The organism is Nocardia niigatensis NBRC 100131 (assembly GCF_000308655.1).
Lineage (GTDB): Bacteria > Actinomycetota > Actinomycetes > Mycobacteriales > Mycobacteriaceae > Nocardia > Nocardia niigatensis.
On sequence record NZ_BAGC01000111.1, the window covers coordinates 75,317 to 100,100 of the forward strand.

A 24,784-nucleotide genomic window follows, 5' to 3' on the forward strand; every position below is an offset into this window, starting at 1 on the left:
GGGACGGATGCGGGGTGGGACGACGGATTCGCCGCAACCAACGGACATCACGGCTACGTGAGGCGCTTGGTTGTCGGAGAGGCGGGACGCCGCTATTCGAGGGTCCAGACGCAGCCTTCGACGGTGATCACGTCGCCGGCATTCAGGCGCACGTAGGACGCACCGGAGTAGGACTGGACGTCGGTGGCCTCGGAGTCCTTGGCGCCCTTGTAGGGCAGCCAGGTGATGAAGCAGTAGCCGTAGTCCTGGTCGCGAGGGCCCGGCGTGGAGTATGTGCCGGGCGCGACATCCTGTCCGACCACCTGCATGCCCTCGTGGAGCCGGGTGGCGGGGTCGGCGTGGGCGGTGCCGATGGTGGCGAGCACGGTGCAGGTCGCGGCGAGGGTGGCCGTGGACAACGTGGTGATGAGGTTGTGGCGCATGGCGTTTCAGCTCTTTCGTGTGGTTGCGGGTAAGGGTCAGAGCTTGTACTGCGGGCAGTACGCGCTGATGGCGGCGTCGAGGAAGGTGTAGGGGTACTTCAAGGTGTTGCGGGCCTTCTCGGCGAGCACGATCTGGTTGTGCGCGGAGTTGCCGTAGGCGTCGAGCCACTGGCACTGAGCCTGGGCGAGGCTGATGGCCCGGTCCTGGACTGTGCAGCTGTTTTCGTTCTCGTGGGAGGCCCGCAGGAAGCGCAGGTCGGCGGCGCTGCGGGGGCCGCAGCCGGGGCTCGAGGAGCCGTTGGAGGAGCCGCTTGCGGAGCCGGTGTCGGGAGCGGCCAGGGCGGCGGGCGCCGCGGCGGAGAGGGCGACGGCGGTGGCGCTTGCGGCGAGCAAGGTCGAGAGGGTGCGCATGATTCCTTCGTGAAACGGGGTTGATGGGGGATCGCGACGCCCGACGGGCGTGCGGGGTCGCCGCGGCCGGGAGCGCCGGCCGCGGGACGTGAGATAGCGATTCAGCTGTGGCGGAGTCGCCGCACGAGGCGGCGCAGCATGGCGCGCAGCATGTTTCGAGGCTTGGTGGGAGCAGGAGCCGGGTTCCGCTGTGTGGCAGCAGCGTTCGCCTTCGCGGTCGCCTCGGCCTGTTGGCGGGCCACCTCCGCCCGCTTGATCGGCACCGTGCGTGCGGCCACCTCGGCAGGTGATGGCACGGTGCGCGGAGGCAGAACGACATGCCCTGGCGCTGCGTTCGGTAGCGGCATTGCTGACTGCAATGAGGGCGGTGCTGCAGGTGAGGGCGACACCTCGGCAGGCACGGCAGGCGCCCGCGCCACAGTCTCGAGCGGCGTACGTGGCGTGAGCTCGGGCGATGCAGTCATCGCGAACTCGGGCCGTTCCGTTGTCGCGGACTCGAGGGGTCCAGTCGTCGTGGGCTTGGGCGGTGCGGCAGGTCCGGGCACGAGCAGCTCCGCCAGCCCTGTCTCGATCGGCGCGCAAGCGGTTCGCATGGCTACCTCGGCCGGCGTCGGGACGGCGGCAGTGTCTGCCGCGATGCTGCTCAGATTCAGTGGCTCCCTGGTGATTTCCGACGCTGGAACGTACTCCGAGAGAGGGAAAACGCGGTAGTGCGAGGCCGAGAACGCGACGGCCACATAGTCGCTGTGCTCCGCGGTCGCCCAGCTGGTGAGATGCCAGCCGTCGCACGCGGTGCACAGGTACGAATTCTTCTCCCGCCGTGCCGGATTGGTGCGGTCCAAGGTTGCCAGGACGAGATCGGCCTCGCGCTGGGTGGAGTAGCGGATCTTGCCGCAGTCGGCGCAGCGGGGGATCGCGGTGTAGTCGGGCTGAACGTTGTGAGTGCCGGCAACTCGGAGGGATAGCTCGCGGCCGTGGGCCCGGGTCACTCGGCGGTGAGCGCGGTTGCGGAGATGGCGTTGCCGAGTCATGTCTTCCTCCCCGATCGGCGAGCGGTGGTTTCACCGAGCTTGATGTGGGTGCGATGCAAAACACTAAAAGCGAGTGAAAGCATTGTCAACCAGAATCTTGAGATTGCTTTTTGCTCATCGGTCGACCAGGGTGGAGGAAGGTACACGAGAGGAGGGGCATGCCGAAGCCCGTGTCAACAGTCAGCGCTGCGGAGATCTCCCGGCTGGCGGGCGTCACCCGCGCCACTGTCAGCAACTGGCGTCGACGGCACGCCGACTTTCCAAAGTCCATCGCGGGCACTGAGGCTCGTCCGGAGTTCGACCTGCACGAGGTCCAGCAATGGCTGGCCGATCATCGGCTCGGCTCCGAAACGTCGGCGGTGAACGAGCTGCGTGCGTTTGCCCGCGCACGCACCACACCCGACGCGGCCATGCGTGTGCTGGAAGCACTGAGTCCTACCGGGGCAGGCTGGGCAGCCCCCGATCTCACGGAGGACTTCGCTGACGAGGCGGTGGACATCTTCGAGCGCGCGGCGGACACGGAAGGTGCCCGAACGGCCATCGACATCCTGGGAGAGCGAGCGCTCGAGGACACCACGGCGACCGGCTTGTATGTAACCCCGCCCCGGGTGGCGGAATTGCTGGCAGCACTGGCGAATTCCCCAGGGACGGGTGCCGCGCACGTCGTGCTGGATCCGGCTTGCGGCAGCGGCTCGGTACTGCTCGCGGCCGCCCAGGCCGGTGCGAGTGAGCTCTACGGGCAGGACGCCCTGCCGGTGCAGGTGCAGCGCACCCGGCTGCTACTGGAGGCGGAAGCCAGCGCGCGGCTGGTGGTGCGAGCAGGCGACAGCCTCACCGCCGACGCCTTTCCTGACCTGCGCGCTGATGCCGTGTTGTGCAATCCGCCGTACGGTCAACGTGACTGGGGATCAACGGAGCTGGCCTTCGACCCGCGATGGGATTATGGCCTGCCTCCCCGGGCGGAGTCGGAGCTCGCCTGGGTTCAGCACGCGCTCGCGCACCTACGTCCGGACGGGACCGCCGTCCTGTTGCTCCCGCCCGCCGTGGCGACGCGTGGATCCGGCCGCAAGATCCGTGCCAACCTGGTGCGCACCGGCGCCTTGCGCGCCGTGATCGGCCTGGCTCCGGGTGCCGCCCAGCCTTGGCATGTGGGCCTGCAGATCTGGATCCTGCGTCGCCCGCAACCGGGAGCGCCGGTGCCGGATTCAGTGCTGTTCGTCGACACCACCCGCCTTCCCTCGAGCACGGATAGTGAGGACCGCGCGCTCGGCGACGCAGTGCTCAGGGCCTGGCGAGCCTTCGGTGGCCCCAGGCCAGAGGATGCGACCGAATCGGGTTTGGCGGTCCCGGTCCGACTGGTGGATGTGCTGACCGAAGAGGTCGACCTCACGCCCGCCAGATATATGAGATCCTCGCTGGACGCGGATACCGTCTCCGATGAGGTCGAGGAGGCGATTCGCCGACTCGATAGCACGGCGTCGGAATTGTCCTCGGTGACAGGCGACTTGGGTGGATGGTCGGCCTCGCCAGGCAAGTCGTGGCGCTATATGACCATTGCCGACCTGTCGAATCACGGTCAGCTGGAATGGATTCGGTCCGAACCGCCGAGCCCGGAACCTGCAGTGCCGGACGATCAGCGCCGTATCCTCACTGCCCCTGACATCGCGACCGGCGTCCCGGCCTCGGGTACCGCAGCGTCCTCCGCACCGGCGACCAACGTTGATGTCGAAATCGGCGACGTCCTGATTCCAACCGTGCGGAGCGACCGCACCGGCGGGCGTAGCGCCCGGGTGGCAACCGCGGAGGATGCGGGGTCGATCCGTGGCCCGCACATCCACACCTTGCGAGTTGATCCGGACCGGCTCGATCCCTGGTTCCTCGCCGGATTCCTGACCGGCGCCGAGAATGTCTCGGCGACACGGACATCCACCGTTCGTTTCGATCCGTCCCGGTTGCGCATCCCGGTGCTGGGACTGGCCGAGCAGCAACGCTACGGCGAGATGTTTCGGCTACTGTTCCTGCTGCGCACCGCCGCGCGGCGTGCTACCTACGCTGCTGAGAACGTCGCGGAACTCGTGACCACGGGACTCACCGCCGGAGCGCTGCTTCCCGAGGGTGCCGAGGACCGACAATAAGTGCCATCCATCGCGCGTACCCGACGCGTGGGCTACACCGCTGCTACCGTTACTGCTGGTCGGACAGTTGATGTGGGGGTGGGGAGAGCGGCGGTCATGATGCGCGAGGCCGCGGGGCAGCAGCACCGCACCGTTGTCGAAGGTGAAGACGGTGACGCATCCGAGATTGCCCGCCGCCCGGACCCGTACGACGAGTACGCCATCTGCTGCTCGGCATTGCTGGGGCAATCAGCGTGGAGGCCACCGGTATTGGAACCGGACCCCGATTCGCATCCGTCGATTCCCCTGGAAGATCTCGTCGAGGCGGGCGTGATCGACCTCCACGAAGCACCGCCGACCGTCGGGGCCACCGGCGGAGACACTCCCATGTTGTCAGCCAAGGATGTTCGGCTCGGCCGTGCGCCGTCGCGCTGGGGTGATGCCTGCGCGCCGGGCGCGATCGAAATCCGCGTCGGCGATATCGCGGTGGCAATCAGCACCGAGCCGGCCGTCCGGGTCTGTACCGACAATGGTGTGCTGCTCGGGCCGGGCATTCGCCTGGTGCGCGCCGACTCCGACGCCATCGATCCTTATTTCCTGGCGGGGATCCTACGGGCGGCAGTCGAAGCGGCCGACGGGAACCACATCGACATCTACGAAGTCGCCGTTCCGCGCATCCCACTGGCCGAGCAACATCGGTACGGCAAGGCATTCGAGCAGTTGACCGCCCTCGAGGCCGCCTTGCAGAGGCAACGGGCGAATATCGGACTATTGGTACGAACCGGATTCGGTGGGCTGGCTCAGGGCAAGCTCCGCCCCGTAGCTGGCGACGAGTAGGTTGGCGTGTCGGCTTGTCAGGAGTCACGGTGGTAGAAGCGGTGCAACCGCAGGTTGTGGGCGGCCGGTACGAGTTGCTCGACGAGATCGGGGCGGGCGGCATGGGGCAGGTCTACGAGGGGTTCGACCGTCACCTCAAGCGCCGTATCGCCGTGAAATTCACCCACCCGAGCCTCGATCATGATCCTGACTGGGACAAGCGCTTCTTCCGGGAAGCGGAGTTGATGGCCAGGTTCAATCATCCGGGGCTACCGGTGATTCATGATGCCGGGACCGGCTCGCCGACTCCAGGTGGACCCGAACGTCCCTATCTCGTTATGGAATTCATCGAGGGCAAGACTCTCGACAAGCTGCTGGCCGAACGTGGACCGCAACCGGTCGGAGTCGTCGCCAACCTGGGTGGGCAGGCTGCGGCGGTGCTTGCGGCGGCACACCGCAACCGCATCTTTCACCGGGACCTGAAGCCGTCCAACCTGATGCTGTGCGCCGACGGCACGGTGAAGGTGCTGGATTTCGGTCTTGCGGTCGCGCCCGATTCGGATATGACCCGCTACACCATGACCGGTCATACCCTCGGTACCCCGGCGTTCATGGCTCCCGAGCAGGTCGAGGGCGGTGAGGTGGTGCCGCAGACCGACCTCTACGCACTGGGACTCGTCCTGCACGAGCTGCTCACCGGCGACCGGGTGATGACGGGCAGTTCGCCGTATGCGGTGTGGCAGAACCAGGTTCATCTGCAACCGCTCGATATCCGGCACGAGCGCCCCGAGGTACCGGTCGAGATGGCCCGGCTGATCATGAGCATGCTGGCCAAGTCGCCGGACCGGCGGCCCGACGGTGCCGCGTCGGTGCACGCGGTGTTGGTCCGGCACGCGACCGATCTCGGTGAGCTACCCGAGGTCAACGACAATCACAGCCCCGCACGAATGTACGCCCTCGCCGTCGGCTCGATGGTTTCCGCGCGCACGGCCATGACCCTGGTCACCCCCACCCACCAGCTGCCCAAACCCGAGGCGCCCCAGCCCCTTTTCGCCCCGGTAGGCGATTTCAGCAGAGCCGACCTGCAGCGGGCCGTGCGCCGGGCACGCGATTTCGCCGACGAATCCCGCTACGACCCGGCGATCCACGAGTTGCAGACCGTGATGGAAGCGGCTGTCCCGCTGCTGGGTTCGCGCGACGCGGATGTGGTCGAGGCCCGGGTGAAACTGGCCGATCTGCGTTTCGAGAGCGGCGACTACTCGTCGGCCGCTGATATGTACCGCGCGCTGATCGACGATCTGACCGCCGAGCGCGGCCCCTATGACGACCAGGTCATGTACTGCCAACGGCAGCTCGCCACCTGTCATGTGCAGCTCGGCGACACCCGCAATGCCCTGACCCGGTTGAAGCGGTTGCACAGCCAAATGGCCGTCCGTTACGGCGAACAGGATCGCCGCGTGATCGAGCTCGCCGGGCAGATAAGCCACATAAAGCCGTAGCGCAGAGAATTCGGTAGTTCCGGACCGAGCGGACATGCCGATTAGCGGATGCGCGGCGACCGTCGATAGCTTGCCGTGGCCGCGATTTCAGGGAAGTTGATGGAGGAGCAGGTGCCGAGTATGGGAGCGGACCGGACGCCCGTCATGAACGATCTCGCCGATCGCGGCGCGCGATTGTTCGAATATCTGGCGAAAGCCCAGACGCTGCGCATGTCCCGCATTCAGGACATTGCCGCGTATCAGCGGGACGGCGAGGTCATCTGGGTCGCCGAACTGCCCGAACATCCGGCCGTCAGCTATCAGCAGGCCGATCCGGGCAAGCCGTTTCTCATGGTGCAGAAGGTGACGATCGTTTCCGCACCGGAACCCGATTCGCAGCTTGCCCGCTGGCTCGACAAAGCATGGGACAACCCGGAACGTGAGCCGGGATTGCGCCTCACCCGGGATGGTGAAGCGGGCGAGGTGCTTCGGCTCGACGACCATCCCGAGATTCGCACAGCCTTCGGAGAATGGTTGCCGCGCTGGCAGGAATGGGCGCGGGAGGCGCTGCCCAAAGTGGCTGTGCGGCGTCTCTATCAGACGATGTACGAGATGTACACCCGCTACGGCGGGGCCACTGAAACCCTCGAAGCCGTTCTTGCCCTGGGCTTTCTGACCTGGCGCAACAGCGAGGTCGGTCTCGTGCGCCGGCATGTGCTCACGATGCCGGTGGTACTGGGGTTCGATTCCGACTACGGCGCGATCTCGGCATCGATCGATCCGGGCGTCACCGGGTACACCGCTGAGTTGCAGGAGATCCTCGACCCGTCGCAGATGTCGGCCGCGAGCGATCTGCAGCGTGCCGAGGCCGAGGCGCGCGACGGTCAGATCGACCCCTTCGATCGGGAGAACGTCGGTGCGCTGGTGCGCATGTTCATCAACTGCATCAACCCGGACGCGGTGTACGCCGATGACATTCGACCCGGAGATGCGGTGGCGCATCCGACGGCCGGTTATGCACCGGCTGTCATCCTCCGCAAACGTGGCAATCGGGGCATGGTGACCGCGCTGCGCACCATCGCGGAGACTATTCGGGCCACCGGTGAACTGCCCTCGGGCATCCACAATCTGGTCGACCCGAACTTCGAGCCCGTGCCGGCGCCCACCGCGGGCGATGGCGCGATCGTGCGTGACGGCGCGGATCAGTTTCTCCCCTTGCAGCTCAACGATGTTCAGCTGCGGATCCTCGAGCACGTGGACAAGCACGCGCACACGCTGGTGCAGGGTCCGCCTGGGACCGGTAAGACCCACACCGCGGCGGCCCTCATCACACACTTACTCGCACAGGGCAAGCGGGTCTTGATCACCGCGCACACCGACCGCGCCCTGCACGAGGTGCGCGCCAAACTGCCCGACCAGATCAAACCGCTGTCCGTCGCGGTGGTCGGCGACTCGCGGCGCGAACTCGAGGACCTCAAGGCCTCGGTCAATCGCATCTCACACGCCGCCGACGAGCATGATCCGGCGGCCGGTGCGGCCGCGGTCGCCGCCAACGACCAGGCGATCGCGCTGGCACGGCAGCGGCGGGCGGCAATCCAGCAGGAACTGCTGACGCTGCGTGAGCGCGATGTCACGACACACTCGGTCGGGGGCTATACCGGAACCATCGCCGATATCGCACTGCGTTGGCGCGACGCACGATCGGAGTTCGGCTGGATTTCCGAGCTGGTAGTCGACGAGGTCGAGCAGGATTGCCCGATTGCCGGCGAACTTGTCACCGAATGGCGAACGTTGTTGCTGGACAATAATCTCGACGATCCGGAAGTCGCCGCACCCGACATCGTCGCAGCCACGGCGCTGCCGCCGGCGGATCTGTTCGGCCAATGGTGCTCGGCCGAAAAGCAAGCGGCGCAATACCGCCACGGCTACGCGCACTACGACGCCGACCCGGCCGCCGCGCGGATAGCCGGGCTGTCCGGCGACGAACGCCGCCGGGTGTGCGCACTGCTCGACGAGCTCGCCGACCGGTTACGGCACCTGAGCCACCGGACCGAACCCTGGACCGCCACCGCCCTCGCCGATATACACAGCGGACGTGACTTCGAATGGCGTTCGCGGGCCGCGGCTATCGCGGATCTGCTCACGCAGGCCGACGTGGTGGTGGCCGCGCTCGCGTACGCGACCGTCCAGGTGACCGTCGATGACCCGGCAACGCTGCTCGGCCTTGCCGAAAACCTGAAGTCGCACATTGAAACCCATGGCGCACTGAAACTCCATCCCGACGGCCGCCCGAAGACCGGGCTGACTGCGCCTCGCGTGGTCAAGCTCTCCGAGCCGCTGTTCGAACAGGTCCGGATCGACGGTCGCATCCCCGTCACCGTCGAACAGCTCACCCATTTCCTGAACGCACAACTTGGTCAGCGACTCCTCGAGCAGCTCGACCTGGCCTGGCCGGGCGGCGGGCACGCTTCCGGGCCGGGTGTGCTGCGCGACCGCGTCGCCCGGCATCGTGCGGCATTCGCGGTGCTGGCACAGGTACTGGATTACGCTGGCAGGCTCGATCACACCGTGACCTGCCTGCGGGATCTCGCACTACCCGTACCGGATTGGGCCGACCCGATCGGCGTGCGCGGCGCGCGGGAAGCATTCGACGCGGTGGCCGCGCGGGAGGCGCTCGATCGCGCGGTCGTGCCACTCGACGAGCTGACCCGTCGGCTGGACGCGCTGCGCGAGGATCCCCGGGCCACCGCGACCGTGGATCAGCTCGCTGCCGCCGCCCACGACCGGGACACGGCAGCCTACCGTCAGGCCCACGACCGGCTGGCCGAGCTGAATCAATTGCGCCGCAGGCTCGCTCGCAGGCACGAGATCGACGTGGATCTGACCGCCCTGCCACTGCTGCGCGACGCGATCACTGCCGATCCCGCGGACCCGGACTGGGATGTGCGGCTCGCCGGCTTCGAAATGGCCTGGCGCTGGGCCACGGTCGGGCGCTGGTTGACCACCAACAATGTTGGCGGAGTCAACGAATTGTGCCGCCGCCTGGACGATGTCGAGGCCGAGCTACGTGAGCTGGCGGCCGCGCGTGCGGCCACCACCGCGTGGGATCTGGCGGTCGGGCGGCTGACCAATCGCGCCCGGGCAGACCTGCGGCATTACGCGCAACTTGTGAAGAGGCTCGGCCGCGGCACCGGCAAGTACGCCGACCGCGATCGGGCCGATATTCAGCGGGCGCTGGGCAACTGCCGTGCCGCGGTGCCGGTGTGGATCATGCCGATCTACCGTGTGGTCGAACAGTTCTCGGTCACCGCCGACATGTTCGACGTGGTGGTGGTCGATGAGGCCTCACAGGCCGGGGCGGAGGCGGTGTTCCTGCAGTACCTCGCCCCGCGCATCGTCGTGATCGGCGACGACAAGCAGGTGTCGCCCTCGGCGGTCGGCATCGATGCGGGCGAGCTGGAACGGCTGGCCAAGCAGTACCTCTACGACGACACGTACCTGTCTTCGTGGTACAACACCAAGCTCAGCCTGTTCGACGACGCATCCATGCGATACCCGAAGAAGCTCACACTGATCGAGCACCGCCGCTGCGTGCCCGAGATCATCGGATTCTCGAACAAGATTGCCTACGAGCCGGAGGGCGTGCCGCTCGTGCCGGTGCGCCGCTACGGTAGCGATCGGCTCGACCCGATTCGCACCGTGCATGTGGCCGACGGCCATGAGGTGTCCAGCCAGGTCAATCCGGCCGAGGCCGATCGGATCGTCGAGCAGATCGAGCGCTGCCTCGCCGATCCGCGCTACGACGGCAAATCCATCGGCGTCATCTCGCTGCTGGGTACCTCACAGGCCAAGCACATCGCGCAGAAACTCGTCGCGCGCATCGGCCCGGAGGAGATGCAGCGGCGCGAGCTGCACTGCGGCGACGCGGCCGACTTCCAGGGCGCGGAACGTGACGTGATCTTCCTGTCGCTGGTGGCCGCGCCTGGCCCGGACCGACGGCTGGCGGCGCAGACCACCGACAGCGCCGCGCAGCGCTACAACGTCGCTGTGTCGCGTGCCCGTGACCAGTTGTGGCTGTACCACTCGGTGACTGCAGAGCATCTACACAACAGCGCAGATCTCCGGCTGCGGCTGCTCGAATACTGCCAGGGCATCGAAGCCCGCACCCACGTGGACGCCGAACCGCCGCAACGGTTTTCCGACGGTTACCTTGTCGAGCCGTTCGAGTATCTGTTCGAGCAGCAGGTCTACAACCGCATCGTCGACCGCGGTTACCGAGTCACCCCGCACTACACCGAAACCGGCTACGACATCGATATGGTCGTCACAGGCGGAGGCGGCCAGCTCGCCGTGCATTGCGACGGCGATCATTGGAACGGTCCCGACCAGTATCGGGAGGATCTTGCCAGGCAACGCGATCTGGAACGGTGCGGCTGGCCGTTTCATCGAATCCGCTTGGCGGACTTCATCGTCGACCCGGATACCTGTTTGGAAGAGCTCTGGTTGCTGCTGGAGGACCAGGGGATCTATCCGATAGCCGAGGAGGAACAGCGTCGCCTGGCCAAATTGCTGGCCGCCGCCGGTCCGGAGCCGGTCGAACCGGCAAGTCCCGAGCTGCGAGAACGAGTGTCGCTGGTACCGGTCGAATCAGTGTGGACGACGGAGGAACTTGTCGATTCACGTCTGACGGTGCGGTTGGGAAGCAAGGAGGAGGCCGACCGGTCGGGCGATGATCCGGCTCCTTCCGGACTCCATCGTGAGGCATCCACCGGGTATGCAGAACCTCCGAAGACTGGCGAGCTGGACGCGTTCGATGGCGATTGGACAGTGCCAGAGGCGAGTTCGCTATCGGCCAACCAGCCAGGGGATCGGGGAGACGACGCAGATTCGATTCCCTCGTCGGTAGAAGCACCGGCTACCGGGACGGTGGGAGGCGATACTGCCGAGCCAGCGCTTCAGATGAGTGAGACCGCCGAGCCGGTAGGTGAATCCCCGGCATTCGCTTCTGCTGGCTCGAGCGGAACCGGCACATATGCGTCAGCTCGTGGTTCGTCGGAGATCGATTCCGCACCGTCGATCGTCGCCGTAGCGCTCGGCAACGTGCCCTTGGCGGCGAATGGCTGGGCCGGTTCGACGGATGAGTTTCCCGAAAGAGCATCGAGAAACGGCGGGGCTGCGGATCGTAGTGGTGAAACCACGGCGAACGGCCACAACGGTCCGATTTCGGACGGTCGGATCGACCCGGTTATGGCTGGGCACAACGGATTCGCCGACGACCACGAGCCGGTGGCCGGTCCGGGCGGTCTCGGCTCGGCAGCGAACGGTGCAATGCCGGATGGGCGGCGGCTCGTCATCGAATCCTATGTTGCCTTCGCCGAGCAGCTGAAGAGCCCGACCAGCGCCGACCATGCCACGATCGTCGGAGACTTCCTGCGCATCGTGGCCGTCGAGGGCCCGGTGACCGCGGCGCGATTGCGGGCCGCCTACGTGGCCTCGGCCCGGACCCGGGAACGGGACCACGTTCGCAAGAAGCTGGATATCGCGCTGCGCGCGGCGGTCGCCCGGGGAAACCTGGTGGTGGACAACGCGCTCGAGCTGGACGACCCGGCGCTGCTGACCTATCGGCTGCCCGAGCAGCCGGCATCCCGCTGGCGTGGACTGGGCCCCCGCAAGGTCGAGCAGATTCCGCCGCTCGAACTGGCGGAGGTGATGGCTCATCAGGCCGAGCGCCACGGATGGTCCGATCGCGCAACACTGTTCCGCGCGGTCATCAACGCCGTCGGGCAGACCCGCTTGACCGACAACACCATTGCCGCGCTCGCATTGGTGGTGCCGTTGGCGCGGCGGCTCGGCACGAACGACTGAATCGAGCTCGCGCTAGAGCAAGTCCGCCAGCACGCGTCCGCGCATGGTGGCCGCGAACCGCAGCAGCTCCGTCCGATTCGGCCCGACCTCGCTTACGGCCCGAGACACCTCGAGGAAGGTGTCGATCGGGTCGGCGGGCGAGGCCGCCCAATCGATGATGGCGCGCATGGTCCGCCGCCAGGTTGCGGTGTCGCCATCCCACGGACGCGACAGGTAATAGAGGGTGTCGGCCTGCCACTCCACGAAGCTGTCGAAGTCTGCCCGCGAGAAGGAATGGCCCGCATCTTTCCAGTAGCCGGCCACGTCGGGCACGCCCAGAAGCTCGGCCACACGCTCGCGATATGGTGGCCCGGAGGGCACCGGCCCGGCAGGAGCAATGGGCTGCGTTGACGGTCCAGACCCTCTGTACGTGTGCGAATCGGACACGACCGGAAACGAATCCGCTGCATCATTCTCGGCGTCGGCCCGGTGTGGCGCTGGGGTGTCGCAGGTAGTGGGTGGACTCACTGCGGAACGATGCGCGGTCGGTTCGTCGGCCCGATCGGCGGACGCGGCATCGGAGATTTCTGCGCCCGATTGGGATTCGAACTCCGCTGCGTGGGCTGTCTTCGTGTTTGTCCGAGTTTCGAACGCCGCCGCGGCGGCACCGGCTGCGTCGATGGCTGCGGAAGATGAGGCAGTGGAGGTTCCAGCGCCCAGTGCCTCGACCTCGCTGGTTTCGGGAACACCTGTCGCGGACCCGGTTTCGGTCCGATGAAGTGGCGGACTGAAGACAGGTGCACGTGGGTCTGTCGGCGGGGCCTTCGGTATTTGTGCTGCGGGTGGCTGTGGCGCTTGCCGGTCACCGGAGAGGTACCGCCGCGTCGGCATCTTGGCCATTGCGTCGAGCGGTGTGGGCACGCCGGCGTGCACATCGGCTGCGGGTGGGGTCGGCGCTTGTTCCCAGGGAGCACTCGTCGGTTGTTGCGGGCGGCGAGGAACTTCGCGTACCGGTGTGCGCAAGTCGGCGGGGATCGGACGCGGGGTCCGGCGCGGTTCGCCTGGGGCCGTGCCGGATTCGGTAGAAGGCTGGGGCCCGGTTGTAGGCGTCGCCGATTCGAAGGTGTGTCGAGAATCGGTGGCAGCGGTCTGCTGGGCACTCGAGTCCGACAGCCAGGAACGCAGGATCGCCGGGAGTCCGGCGGCATCGGTGGTGACGCGTTCCTCGGCAACGGATTCCAGATCGCCCAGGAACGCCTCATGCGCGCCCAGCGCGGGGTCCTCGGGTGTGCCGTAGACGTAGGCCACCACGAAAAGTGCAGCACTGCCGGTGGATTTGGGGCGTACCACCCGGCCCATGCGTTGGATAATCTGCCGTCTGCTGCGACTGGCGGCCAACACCATGCCCAGTTGGGCGTCGGGGATGTCGATGCCCTCATCGAGGACGCGTGGTGCGGCCAGCGCACGGAGTTCTCCACGCCGGAAATCGGCGATGATCCGTTCGCGCTCGGTGGGCTGCAGACCGGACCCGACGAATCCGCACGAAAGGTCCAACTGTTGGAGCGTGGACTGGATCTGCCCGGCTGTCGAAGTCCGCTCGGCGAAGAAGATCGATTGGGTAGCACGGAGTTCCGTAATGGGCAGGACGCTGACCAGATCGAGCTTGCCCTGGCAGTCGGCCAGCACCTCGCGACGTTCGGCGAAGTACTTCAGGAAGCGCTGTGCCTGGCGCGCCGCCTCACCGGTCTTCTGCTCGGCCAGGCGCTGTGCGAAGGCCATGAATTCACCGAAGGAATCCTCCGGTGCGCCGTACGCGTCGATGAGCACCGATTTGGCCTTACGTGCCGCCTCGTCCGCGCGGTCGTACCTGGCGCGTTCGCGCGGGGTGAAATGGACACCCGACAGCGCAAGGCGCACAGGTGCGAGAATGCCGTCCGCACGGGCGCGCTCGTAATCGCAGCCGGGTATCAGGCCGCCGAAATAGGGGAGCAGGATCTGCTCCACCGCGTTGTCGTTGCGTTCGAGCGTGGCGGTCAGGCCCAGCCGCCATTCATAGTGCTCGGTCAGGGCTTTCGCGTAACTTCCCGCACCGTAACGGTGCACCTCGTCGGCCACCAGCAGTGCGCCGGGCGGGACTTTGAGCGCGGTGCTGGACACCGTCTGTACCGTCGCCACCAGGACATCCCACTGCGCCGGCGGCCGAGCCGGGCCCTTGCCGCCGACCCGGTCGATCCGGTGCCCGGGCAGCGCCGAGCGCAGGCGCTCCAACCACTGGGTCTGCAGGTCGATACCGGGCACGAGGACCACGGCCTGCCGGCCCTCGTCCAGTGCGGTGGCGGCAGCATGGATCCCGACCGCGGTTTTGCCCGACCCGGTGACCGCCTCGACGATTCCACGTCGGTCCCGCCGCGCCCACTCCGTCAGGGCCTCCGATTGCCAAGCGCGCAAGGGCGGCCCAGCGTAGCGGGTCCGCGGGGCGGCCAGGGTGGCTTGCTCCGAATCCGGTTGGGGTGTAACTGATCGCGGTGTCTCCGGTTGCGCCCATTGCGTGACCAATTCGGCGGCTGCCTCACGAACTGCCCAGATCGCGGGCTGCTCGGGACCCAGGATCTCGAAGATATTCGGTTCGCTGTAGAGCAGCTGGGTCACCACGGTGGGAGTGAGGTCCGTCAGGCCAAGGCTGACGCTGAGTTGTTGCGCAGACTGGCACGGCGTGCCCAGCAGTGCGACCGCGATCCGGCGCGTCAGGGCTGCTCTCGCAGTGTTCTCGGCGGCGTGCCGCACCGTGATCTCCGGGACCATGTTCACCTTTTTCCGCCGCCGGACAACTACGCGAATACTAGCGTTGGTGAAATCGACCGATACAGCGACCGATTCGGCGACCACGCTCCCGAACTGGTGTTTTCCGGCCAGCGGTAGTCGGAAGCCACCGAATGCCCGGCAGCCTCGGTAGGGTGGTTCGGCGGACCGCTCGAACCATAAGGAAGCTTGGTGTTCTCTCCCGATCAGCTGGTTGTCGTGATACCCCGTGAGGATATCGAAAGGGGGGACCTGGGGCCCGCCCTCGAGGCCCTCAACTCGTGCTTCGTTTCGCCGGAACGCGCCCGAACCGCTATGGGCGCAGTTGAACTGGTCATCGAGGGCTACGAGCACATCCCGACCGAACTGTTCGAGATGGAACCGGTCCGTCAGTTCGTGCGACGGCTCGACGGCGAGTTTCCGTACTGGTTGTATTTCCTCGGTCTGGGTGGGCCCTCGCTGCGGCTGATCTTCGGCTGCTTCCTGCCGCCGTTCCTCGACGAGGTCGAGCGGCACCAGCAGTTCGCGCACCGTCTGGGGGCGGTGATGGAGAACCGGTGGCTGCCGGCCATGGGTGACGTCGCCGCGTTCGCCGTGCTCGGCGCGGCCGAGCTGGACGCCCGCACCGCCGATGTCTTCGACCACTACGTCCGTTCCAGCGCACCGGCAGTCGCGACATCGCCGGCCGACACCACCGTGACCTTCCGCGATCAGGCCGCGGCCGTGGTGGAGGAAGTCTTCTACGGTGAGCCGACCGGCGTCGAAATCGAGCGGGACGACGACCCGTTCGACGGACGCCCGGCGACACCCTGGGATCCCGAACAGATTCGGATCTCCACCCGCACGTTCTCCCTGCGCAATGTCCTCGACATGATCGACGACGGCGATCTCGAATTGGCCCCCGATTTTCAACGCAACCGAGTGTGGAAGGGGCGCCAGAAGTCTCGGCTCATCGAGAGCCTGCTCCTGCAGATTCCCTTGCCCGCCTTCTATTTCGCCGAGGACCGCGGCGGGATGTTCCGTGTGGTGGACGGCCTGCAGCGGCTGTCCACCGTGCACGAGTTCGTGAAGGGCGGGTTCGCTCTCGACGAGCTCGAATACCTCGACGGCGAGCGCGAGAAGACCTTCGCGGAACTGGATCCGCCACTGCGCCGCCGCCTGCACAACGCCCAGATCGTGGTGCACGTCATCGAGCCGTCCACGCCCAACCGCGTCAAGTACGACATCTTCAAGCGCATCAACACCGGTGGAGAGCCGTTGAACGCCATGGAGATTCGGCACTGCATGAGCAGCGCGCGCAGCCGGAATCTGCTCAAGCGGTGTGCCTCCGCCGAGGCCTTCCATGCGGCGACCGGCGGCGTGCTGCGAAATCACGTCCGCATGAACGACCGCGAGGCCGTCCTGCGTTTCCTGGCCTTCTACACCCTTCCGGATCTGCAGGAGTACGACTCCTACGGGTCGCTGGAAAACCTGCTCGACGCCACCACCGAGCTCATCGACGACGTCGGCCAGATCTCCGACGCGCACCTCGAATCCTGGTTCGCGGCCTTCGAACGCGGCATGATCAACGCGCGAATCATTTTCGGCGACTATGCCTTCCGGCGCTGGCCGACCGGCAACGATCGGCGCTCCCCGATCAACCGGGCGCTGCTGGAAAGCTGGGGCGTCGTCCTGTCCGGCTACCACCCCGAACAGCTCGAGCGCGCTCGGCCCCGAATCGTCGCCGAGGCTCGCGCCGCCATGGCGAACAACAACGAATACGTCGCCGCGATCAGCGCCTCCACCGCCGACCCCAAACGCGTGCGGGTCCGCTTCGAGGTTCCGCGCCGCATTGTCGAGGACGCGGTTGCGCTCTTGTAGACGCGGTGTCCGTGGTGGCGGTAGATCGGCACCACGATCGACCGCGGAGCTGACGTGCTTCGCGCGAGATCCTGTTGAGCGACTGGACAACCCGACCCGACGGCATCGTCGAAGGGTTCAGGAATGCGAAGCGAAGGTCATGCGCGCGGCCAAGATGGACCACCATCTGGGCCTGACCGAGCGGCCTGACGAGGAATCCTTCGACGACATGCTGCTACACGTCGACTGCCGGCTGTGCGAGATCAAGGACGTGCAGATCCGCTACGGCCTGCACTCGATCGGCTTCAGTGATAGAGGGCTTCGATACTGTCGGCGAGGTTCTCGATGACTATCTTGCGGCGCAGTTTCATGCTCGGTGTGAGATCGCCGGTCTCGACGGACAATTCGTGGTCGATGATCTCGAATTTCTTGATCTGTTCCCAGCGATTGAGTTGGGAGTTGAGGTGGGCGATGTAGGCCTCGATCTCGTTGTGGGTCTGCTCGTCCCGCGCGATTTCGGCGAGTGATTTGTCTGCCAGGCCGTGCTTGCCGGCCCATTCGGTGATGCTCTGCGTGTCGAGGCCGACCAAGGCGACGCAGTAGGGTCGTGTCTCTCCGTAGACGATGAATTCCGCTGCGTACGGGCACATTGCCTTGAACGTGGCGGCAATCGCGGAGGGCGCGACGTACTTGCCCTGCGAGGTCTTGAACAAGTCCTTCTTGCGGTCGGTGATGTGCAGGAATCCTTCTGCGTCGATCTCGCCGATATCGCCGGTGCGGAACCAGCCGTCCGCGTCCAGAGCCTCGGCGGTGGCCTCCGGGCGGTCGTGATAGCCGCTCATCACGCCGGGACTTCTGAGCAGGATCTCGCCGTCCTCGGCGATCTGGACCTCGGTGCCGGGGAATGGTTTGCCGACGGTTCCGAACCGGTATGCCTCGGGGCGGTTGATGAACGAGGCGGCGGCGGTCTCGGTCAGGCCGTAGCCTTCGAGCACGATGATGCCGACCGCATCGAACCACTGCGCGAGATCGCGGTCCAGAGGGGCCGCTGCCGAAACGAAGAACCGCAGCCGGCCGCCGAAGCGGGCCCGGACCTTGGAAAGCACCAGCCAGTCGGCGACCTTGTGCTGCAGGGAAACCAGCAACGATGGATGCCTGCCCGCCTGCCTGGCACGCGAGACCTGCAGGCCGACTCCGACCGCCCAGTCGAAGAGCTTCTTCTTGATCCCGCCTTCCTCGGCCATCATGCCCTCGATTCGGGCGTGCGCTTTCTCGAAGATGCGCGGGGCGGCCGCCACGATGGTGGGGCGCAGGATCGTGAGGTTGTCCACGATCTTGTCGACCCGGCCATCGATCGCCGTGGGAAAGCCGATCAGCGGTGACAGCGCCAACATCACCTTGCCGAAAGCATGGGACAGCGGCAGCCACAGGAAGTTCAGGTCGTCGGGGCTGAGAACATGCAACGCGTCGATTGCCGCGGCGCTGTACGTCCATGCGGAATGCGGCAGCCGAACACCCTTCGGGACGCCGGTCGTCCCGGAGGTGTACATGATGCTGCCCAGGTGCTCGGGCCGGATGCCGCGGATGCGGTCGGCGACCGCGTCGGGGGACGCGGCGAGCAGTCCGCGTCCGAGCTCTTCGAGGTCGTCGAGAGTGATCACCCAGTCCCCGTCGCCCTCGCCATCGATGATCACCACCTTCTGCACGTCGGGCAACTCGGCGCGATGCTCGATCAACTTGTCGACCTGCGCCTGATCCTCGGCAATCACGATGCGGCTGCCCGAGTTGGCGACGATGAACGCGACGCCGGGTGCGTTGGTGGTGGGGTACACGGTGGTGGTGGCCGCGCCTGCGCACATCACGGCGAAGTCGGCGAGCACCCACTCGTAGCGTGTGGATGACGCCAGCGCTACCCGTTCTTCGGCCTGGACTCCCAGGGCGATCAGCCCGGCGGCGAGTAGGTCGACGCGGTGACCGAACTGCTTCCAGGACACGCTGGCCCAGGCGTCACCATCGCGGAATCGGAACGCCTCCGCCGTTGGAGTCTCGGCGACGCGGTCGACAAGTATCTGGGCAACCGATGACGCCCGGCCCTCGATCTTGCTGAGATCGGGAAGTTCCTCGGGTTGCCGGAGGAACATCATCAACCAATTCTACGGAGTTCCCGGCCGATTGATGTGGCGCTTCGACGAGAAAAGGGCGTCGGGTCTTCGCCATGCGGGTCGCAGTGCACGGGGAGGGACCCGGCCTGATTCCCGAGCCGCTCCGGACCGGAAAAGTTTGGCCGAGTACAAGGGCGAGGACGGTGATCGAGTGGCCGGAGCGCCCGATCGCGGAGGTCGCGCGCGACTCGGTCACCAACTCCGAGAAACCGACGAATTATGTTGCGGTGCAGCGGCAGCGAAATTCGGTCGCCGAGTAACCGTTGACGATGCCGGAGCGCGCGGTGCCGCGGGAGCTGGAACTCGAGATTCATCGGCCACAGCGACGGTAGTCGATACAGGTCGTGGCGCCGGAGATCAGGCCGTCATGGGGCCGCCCGATGAGTGTGGGGCCGGCCCGCTATTGCCCTGATGATCGAGAGGGGGCACTGTGAGAGGCACCGGTGGCGCCGCCGGGCGCTGCCTCTGTGCAGAAAGGAGGTGGATCGTGTTCGCACGGTCTACCACAGTTCAGGCGCAACTTTCCGCTCTGGACTCCGGGATCGCATATGTGCGGGACGAGGTTATGCCGGAGCTGAAGGACATTCCCGGCTGTATCGGGCTTTCATTGCTCGTCGATCGGCGCACTGGCCGCTGCATCGTGACGACCTCATGGGAATCCGAGGACGCCATGCGGGCGAGTGCCGAGCAGGTTATCCCGATTCGCGATCGCGCGGCCGGGAAATTCGGCGGCAGTCCGATGGTCGAGGAGTGGGAGATCGCGGCCATGCATCGCACGCACCCGACGCCGCAGGGCGCGTGTGCGCGGGTCACCTGGGTGAAGACCGATCCCAGCAGGATCGACAGCGCCATCGAGGTCTACCGGGACCGCACCTTGCCCGGTATGGAACAGCAGCTCGATGGATTCTGCAGCGCGAGCCTGATGGTGAACAGATCGTCGGGCCGTGCCGTCTCCTGCAGCGTCTACGACAATGCCGAGGCGATGGAACGCAGCCGGATCGCGTCGGCCGCGTTGCGCGTGGACGCCGCCCGGCAGGCGCGCGTCGAGGCAGTCGACGTCCGCGAATTCGAGTTGGCCTTGGCGCATCTGCGCGTCCCGGAACTGGTCTGACTGACCGGTTCGACGCGGTACCCGGAGGATGATCTCGGCTCCAGCCGGTCCGGGACCTCCGAGGTTTCATGACGAACTCATAGCTGCCCGACTGTGCGCCGTCCGATCCCGCGCTCAGCGCGTCCGGTTCGGCGAGAACGTCGGTTGCGGCCCAGACCCGGTTGCGCTTGCTCTCCGACAGTAGCTCCAGAATCCCCGCATCGGTCAACCTTCCCAATGCCCGGTAAGTGCTGGCTTCGGTCGTGCCAGAGATTTGTTGTGCGGTGTCGGCGTTGAGGATCGGGGTTTCGAGCAATGCGGCCAGCAGGGACTCGTCCGCTGAGTTCGCGCGCGAGCGTCGTTCGGATCGGCTAGGTCGAGGGCCCCGTGCGGGTGAGCCGGATCCTGGCGGTTCGCAAACCCGGTCGGTTGGAACGCTTTGGCTCCGTTGATGATTCGCGTGGGGTTCGCGGAAGTTTGTCGGGGGGATGCTCTAACGTAACCCGGTATCTGTCCGCTACGACCGTGGAGCGTTATGGCTGCCTCGTTCGATCTTCAGACCCTCGTGGTGCTCGGTGGTGAGGGGGATCGGCTGGTCATCTGGCATGTGAATGTGGGGGCCGCGCTGGGGGAGTCGCGGCTATCGGGCGCTTGGGTGCTCGATTCTTCGCAGGCTGACGAGGTTGAGAGTCTCACGGCTGGATACACGGTCGTGCTGGCGGGTGACGACGCTGGAGCCGATGGGACCGTCGATGTGGCTGCCACGGTCGAAACCGTGCGTGCCGCAATCGAATCGGCTGACAGGCGGTTCACCGAGCATCAGGATGCGACGGGCGGGAAACTCGTCCGGCCGGAGTGGCCGGTGATCGTGCCGCCGGATGAGGCTGCGTCGCCGCGCCATCCGATCGACGATGAACAGATCCTGCAGGTGCTGACGCTGGCGCGGGGGATCGCGGAGCTCGCCGACGCGTGGGCGGCGTTCGAGTCGCTGAGACTTGCCCGGCCCTTTCTGGAGGACCTCGGTGGCCGGGCCGCACGGCCGTTGCCGCTCGCGGTGCGGTGAGTATGGCGGGACTGTCGTTCGCCGCCATCGATGTCGAAACCGCAAATTCCGCGCGCGGGAGTATCTGCGCGGTCGGCGTCACCATCGTGCGGGACGGGCGGCGCGGCGAGAGCGCGTCGTGGCTGTGCCGTCCACCCGCGGGACTGGACTCCTTCAACCGGCACAACACTCGCGTGCACGGGATATCCCCGGCGATGGTCGCCGGCAAGCCGGAGTTCGCGCAGCGCTGGCCGGAGGTGGAGAGCCTGGTGGGTGAGCTGCCCGTCATCGCCCACAATGTCGGATTCGACAGCAGTGCGATACGGGAAGCCTGCGCGCGCAGCGGAATTCGGATACCCACCTGGTCCTACAGCTGCAGCCTCGCCCTGTCCCGCCGCCACCTGAACCTGGACAGCTACCGCCTGCCGAACGTGGCGGCCGCGCTTGACATCGACTTCGCCGACCACCACGACGCCGGCGCCGACGCCGCCGCGGCGGCCGACATCGTGATCGCGCTGGCCGCCCGCGCCGGTGTCGATTCCCTGTCGGCGCTCGAACGCATGGTGACCGACCGCACCCTGCGAACCGATCGACCATCGCGAAAATCGATGGCCGACAAGCTGATACCCGTGGACGGGCGACGAACGACGCCGGTGTCCGGGGACCGGACGATGGAGCTGGGGTCAGCGGGCGAGCTGATCGCGACGCCAAGACTTGCGGGCCGCGCTGCGAAGGCACGGGGGCCTGCCGGGCGCGCGGTTGAGATGTCACGGGATACAGACTCGGTGGCCGGGATGTTGGGCGCGACCGGTCTGGCGGCGGGGAGTACCGGCGCTACTGGGTCGGCCGCGGAGGCGCCGGGGCCCGCAGAGCGGATTGCGCGGGCATCGGCGTCGTACGGGCAGGTCGCGTCGACTGCCGCGGAACCCCGTTCGCGCCGACCATGGTTCGGCCGTGCGGAATTGGTGCTGCCGACCGTGACCGGCACGGACCCATCTCATCCGCTGTATGGCGAAATCATCGTATTCACTGGTGATCTCGCGGCCATGACGCGGCAGGAGGCGTGGGATGCCATCGCCGCATGCGGGGCGACTCCCGCGCGGAACGTCACTCGGCGGACGACGCGGCTGGTCATCGGCGATGGATTCAAGGGCGCGGATCCTGGTGCGTTCACGACGACGAAGGCGCGTCGGGTTGCGGAGCTGCGGACGCGTGGTCAGACGATCGAGGTGATGGACGAGGCCGCGTTCGTGTCCTGTGTGGGTGGCGAGGCCGGGATGCGTGAATAGTCCGAGGCGATGGGCGACAGGTTGGGTGAGAGCAGCGCGTTGTTGCGCGGTCATGACCGGCTCGGTAAAGAGGGTGAGGGGATTCGTTGGATGAGTCAGAGGCGGATATGACGAGTGGACGCGGCCGGGGCCGGTGGGTTGCAGCGGGTTTCGCCCTGGTGGCGGGGGCTTTCTGCGGGATGCCGGGGGCTGCGGCGGAGCCGGTGGATTCCGGGACGGTGTTCGCGGCCGATGGGTCGCACATTGACCAGGTGATGCAGCGGGACGAGCGCAAATCGACCGTGTACGTGTATTCGGCGGCCATGAACCGGGTAGTCACGGTTTCGGTCATTCGTGCGGCCGACAATTCCGCGCCGCGTCCGACGATGTATCTGCTCAATGGCGCTGAGGATGGTGTAGACGGGAATGGCAATGAGGTGTCATGGGAGACCCGCACCGATGTCGTCGACTTCCTGGCCGACCAGAACGTGAACGTGGTGAACATCCTTGATGGTCGCTACACCTATTACACGGACTGGCAGTCCGACGACCTCAGGCTCGGCCGCAACAAGTGGACCACCTTCCTCACCCGGGAACTTCCGCCCGTCATGGACGCGGCCCTCGGCGCTTCCGGCCGCAATGCCATTGCAGGAGTGTCGATGTCGGCAACCTCCGCACTCGCGCTCGCCGAATCCGCCCCGAGCCTCTATCGAAGCGTCGGCTCCTTCAGCGGCTGCGCCCAGACCAGCACCGACCCCGGCCGCCGCTATATGCAGGCCGTGGTCCTCTCCGGCGGCGGCAACCCCTGGAACATCTGGGGTGTCGACGGCTCCCCGGCGTGGACGGCCAATGACCCGTCCACGCCCGCCAATCTCGAGAAGCTCGGTGGCACGAACCTCTTCATCGCCGCCGGAACCGGTGCGAATCCCGCCGCGGCGGGTGGCGGGCAGGTCGGCGCGTCCAGCACCGCGCTGGAATCCACTGTCGAAACCTGCACCCGCGCTCTGCAATCCAGCATCGAGGACCTGAACATCCCGGCGACGTTCGACTATCTCCCCGGTGGCGCCCACAATTGGCCGTCCTGGCAGATCGACTTTCACCATGCCTGGCCGGGGATCGCGCGCAGCCTCGGAGTGTGAATCGGTCACCACGCGGGTGTGACCGGCCATTCGGTTCCCCTGTCACCGGCCCGGCGCAGGACCGATAAGCTGCTTCGGGTGACCGACGAGAAACTGCTGCAGGGACCCATCCACGCTGTTCATGTCGAATTGGGGGCTACCTTCGCTCCGTTCGGGGGGTGGGAGATGCCGGTTTCGTACGCGGGCACAGTGGGGGAGCACACCGCCGTGCGCACCACCGTGGGACTTTTCGACGTCAGTCACCTCGGCAAGGCGACGGTCCAGGGGCCGGGGGCGGCGGCCTTCGTCAACTCGGCGCTCACCAATGACCTGAATCGGATTCGCCCCGGGAAAGCGCAGTACACGCTGTGCTGCACCCCCGAAGGCGGGGTCATCGACGACCTCATCGCCTACTACGTGAGCGATGACGAGATCTTCCTCGTGCCCAATGCGGCGAACACCGCCGCCGTGGTCGCGGAGCTGCAGAAGGTCGCGCCGGAGGGCATCACCGTCACCGACGAGCACCGGGGTTACGCGGTCTTCGCCGTGCAGGGCCCGCGGTCCGCGGAGGTGCTCGCCAAGCTCGGTCTGCCCACCGACATGGAGTACATGGCCTACGCCGACGCGGAATGGGACGGCCGCCCGATCCGCGTCTGCCGCACCGGCTACACCGGTGAGCACGGCTACGAGCTGCTGCCTCGCTGGGATGACGCCGAGGCAGTCTTCCGCGCACTGGTCAGCGAGGTGCAGGCCGCCGGTGGTCAGGCCGCCGGACTCGGCGCGCGCGACACCCTCCGTACCGAGATGGGCTACCCGCTGCACGGACACGAACTGTCCCTGGACATTTCGCCGCTGCAGGCCCGCACCGGCTGGGCCGTCGGCTGGAAGAAGCCGGAGTTCTGGGGCAAGTCGGCGCTCGAGGCCGAGAAGGCCGCGGGACCGCGTCGAATCCTGCTGGGGCTCGCGGCGATCGACAAGGGCGTGCTGCGTCAGGGCCAGTCTGTGATGCGAGGCGACGTCCAGGTCGGCGAAACCACCTCCGGTACTTTCTCTCCCACCCTCAAGGTCGGCATCGCCCTCGCGCTGCTGGACACCGCCGCGGGCATCGAGCCGGGCGACGAGGTCGAGGTCGACGTCCGCGGCCGTCGGCTGCGCTGCGAGGTCATCCGCCCGCCGTTCGTCGAAACGCGCACTGCCTGAGCAGGTTTGCCCGCCGATCGTAAACCGGATCGTCCGCAAAGCACACTGAACCGCTGATCCGCCGGGCGGTTCCGTGTGCGAGGTTCGGCGCACGGTTACCGTGCCGCACGACGAGAATCTCAGCCGGACCGGAGTCCGCGCTGTGTCAGC

Annotated in this window: 15 protein-coding genes and 1 pseudogene; 11 read left to right on the forward strand and 5 right to left on the reverse strand. The window is 66.6% G+C overall.

All coding sequences use genetic code 11. From position 1 onward, the window contains the following. Nucleotides 1-92 precede the first annotated feature (92 nt). From ON33_RS34395 to ON33_RS34405, 3 genes are all read right to left on the reverse strand, one after another. A complete protein-coding gene (locus tag ON33_RS34395; RefSeq protein ID WP_040863334.1) occupies nt 93-422 on the reverse strand; it encodes an Rv1352/Rv1906c domain-containing protein in 330 nt (109 codons plus the stop codon). Between the two features lie 36 nt (nt 423-458). After that, nucleotides 459-833 (reverse strand): DUF732 domain-containing protein, encoded by a 375-nt coding sequence (locus tag ON33_RS34400; protein ID WP_040863335.1) that lies wholly within the window; start codon nt 831-833, stop codon nt 459-461. Between the two features lie 101 nt (nt 834-934). After that, nucleotides 935-1,864 carry a YML083C domain-containing protein gene (locus ON33_RS34405; protein WP_157184893.1) on the reverse strand — a complete coding sequence of 310 codons (930 nt, stop codon included), beginning with the start codon at nt 1,862-1,864 and terminating at the stop codon, nt 935-937. 158 nt (nt 1,865-2,022) lie between these two features. Here ON33_RS34405 and ON33_RS34410 point away from each other — a divergent pair, with 158 nt between their 5' ends. The 4 genes from ON33_RS34410 (at nt 2,023) to ON33_RS34425 (ending at nt 12,137) form a co-directional block, all read left to right on the forward strand. Continuing rightward, nucleotides 2,023-3,999 carry an N-6 DNA methylase gene (locus tag ON33_RS34410; protein ID WP_040863337.1) on the forward strand — a complete coding sequence of 659 codons (1,977 nt, stop codon included), beginning with the start codon at nt 2,023-2,025 and terminating at the stop codon, nt 3,997-3,999. 96 nt (nt 4,000-4,095) lie between these two features. After that, on the forward strand, nt 4,096-4,815 hold the full coding sequence (locus tag ON33_RS34415; RefSeq protein WP_040863338.1) for a restriction endonuclease subunit S domain-containing protein: 720 nt from the start codon (nt 4,096-4,098) through the stop codon (nt 4,813-4,815). Between the two features lie 29 nt (nt 4,816-4,844). Then, nucleotides 4,845-6,293 carry a serine/threonine-protein kinase gene (locus tag ON33_RS34420; protein ID WP_245551063.1) on the forward strand — a complete coding sequence of 483 codons (1,449 nt, stop codon included), beginning with the start codon at nt 4,845-4,847 and terminating at the stop codon, nt 6,291-6,293. A gap of 120 nt (nt 6,294-6,413) precedes the next feature. Then, nucleotides 6,414-12,137 (forward strand): PDDEXK-like endonuclease domain-containing protein, encoded by a 5,724-nt coding sequence (locus ON33_RS34425; RefSeq protein WP_245551069.1) that lies wholly within the window; start codon nt 6,414-6,416, stop codon nt 12,135-12,137. Nucleotides 12,138-12,149: 12 nt separating this feature from the next. On the opposite strand, the gene ON33_RS38855 is transcribed toward ON33_RS34425, so the two are convergent. After that, nucleotides 12,150-15,002, reverse strand: a complete 2,853-nt coding sequence (locus tag ON33_RS38855) for a DEAD/DEAH box helicase (RefSeq protein WP_051153335.1) — start codon at nt 15,000-15,002, stop codon at nt 12,150-12,152. Nucleotides 15,003-15,230: 228 nt separating this feature from the next. Between ON33_RS38855 and ON33_RS34435 the strand changes: the two genes are divergently transcribed. After that, on the forward strand, nt 15,231-16,775 hold the full coding sequence (locus ON33_RS34435; RefSeq protein ID WP_218001555.1) for a DUF262 domain-containing protein: 1,545 nt from the start codon (nt 15,231-15,233) through the stop codon (nt 16,773-16,775). After that, nucleotides 16,762-17,073, forward strand: a pseudogene (locus ON33_RS44710) (cobaltochelatase subunit CobN); the annotation flags it as partial. The gene ON33_RS34435 and the pseudogene ON33_RS44710, both read left to right, overlap by 14 nt. On the opposite strand, the gene ON33_RS34440 reads toward ON33_RS44710, so the two are convergent. Next, a complete protein-coding gene (locus ON33_RS34440) occupies nt 17,060-18,898 on the reverse strand; it encodes an AMP-dependent synthetase/ligase (RefSeq protein WP_040863340.1) in 1,839 nt (612 codons plus the stop codon). The pseudogene ON33_RS44710 and the gene ON33_RS34440 overlap by 14 nt on opposite strands. 505 nt (nt 18,899-19,403) lie before the next feature. Here ON33_RS34440 and ON33_RS34445 point away from each other — a divergent pair. The 5 genes from ON33_RS34445 to gcvT all read left to right on the forward strand — a co-directional run bounded on the left by ON33_RS34445 (nt 19,404) and on the right by gcvT (nt 24,634). Continuing rightward, on the forward strand, nt 19,404-20,027 hold the full coding sequence (locus ON33_RS34445; protein WP_040863341.1) for an antibiotic biosynthesis monooxygenase: 624 nt from the start codon (nt 19,404-19,406) through the stop codon (nt 20,025-20,027). A 514-nt stretch (nt 20,028-20,541) separates the two neighbouring features. Further along, nucleotides 20,542-21,069, forward strand: a complete 528-nt coding sequence (locus tag ON33_RS34450; protein ID WP_040863342.1) for a thiamine pyrophosphate-dependent enzyme — start codon at nt 20,542-20,544, stop codon at nt 21,067-21,069. 2 nt (nt 21,070-21,071) lie between these two features. Further along, nucleotides 21,072-22,337 (forward strand): 3'-5' exonuclease, encoded by a 1,266-nt coding sequence (locus ON33_RS39170; protein ID WP_063711141.1) that lies wholly within the window; start codon nt 21,072-21,074, stop codon nt 22,335-22,337. A gap of 107 nt (nt 22,338-22,444) precedes the next feature. Beyond that, nucleotides 22,445-23,455, forward strand: a complete 1,011-nt coding sequence (locus tag ON33_RS34460) for an alpha/beta hydrolase (RefSeq protein ID WP_040863343.1) — start codon at nt 22,445-22,447, stop codon at nt 23,453-23,455. 78 nt (nt 23,456-23,533) lie between these two features. Continuing rightward, nucleotides 23,534-24,634, forward strand: coding sequence for a glycine cleavage system aminomethyltransferase GcvT (gene gcvT / locus ON33_RS34465; protein ID WP_040863394.1), 1,101 nt, complete (start codon nt 23,534-23,536; stop codon nt 24,632-24,634). Nucleotides 24,635-24,784: the final 150 nt, after the last annotated feature.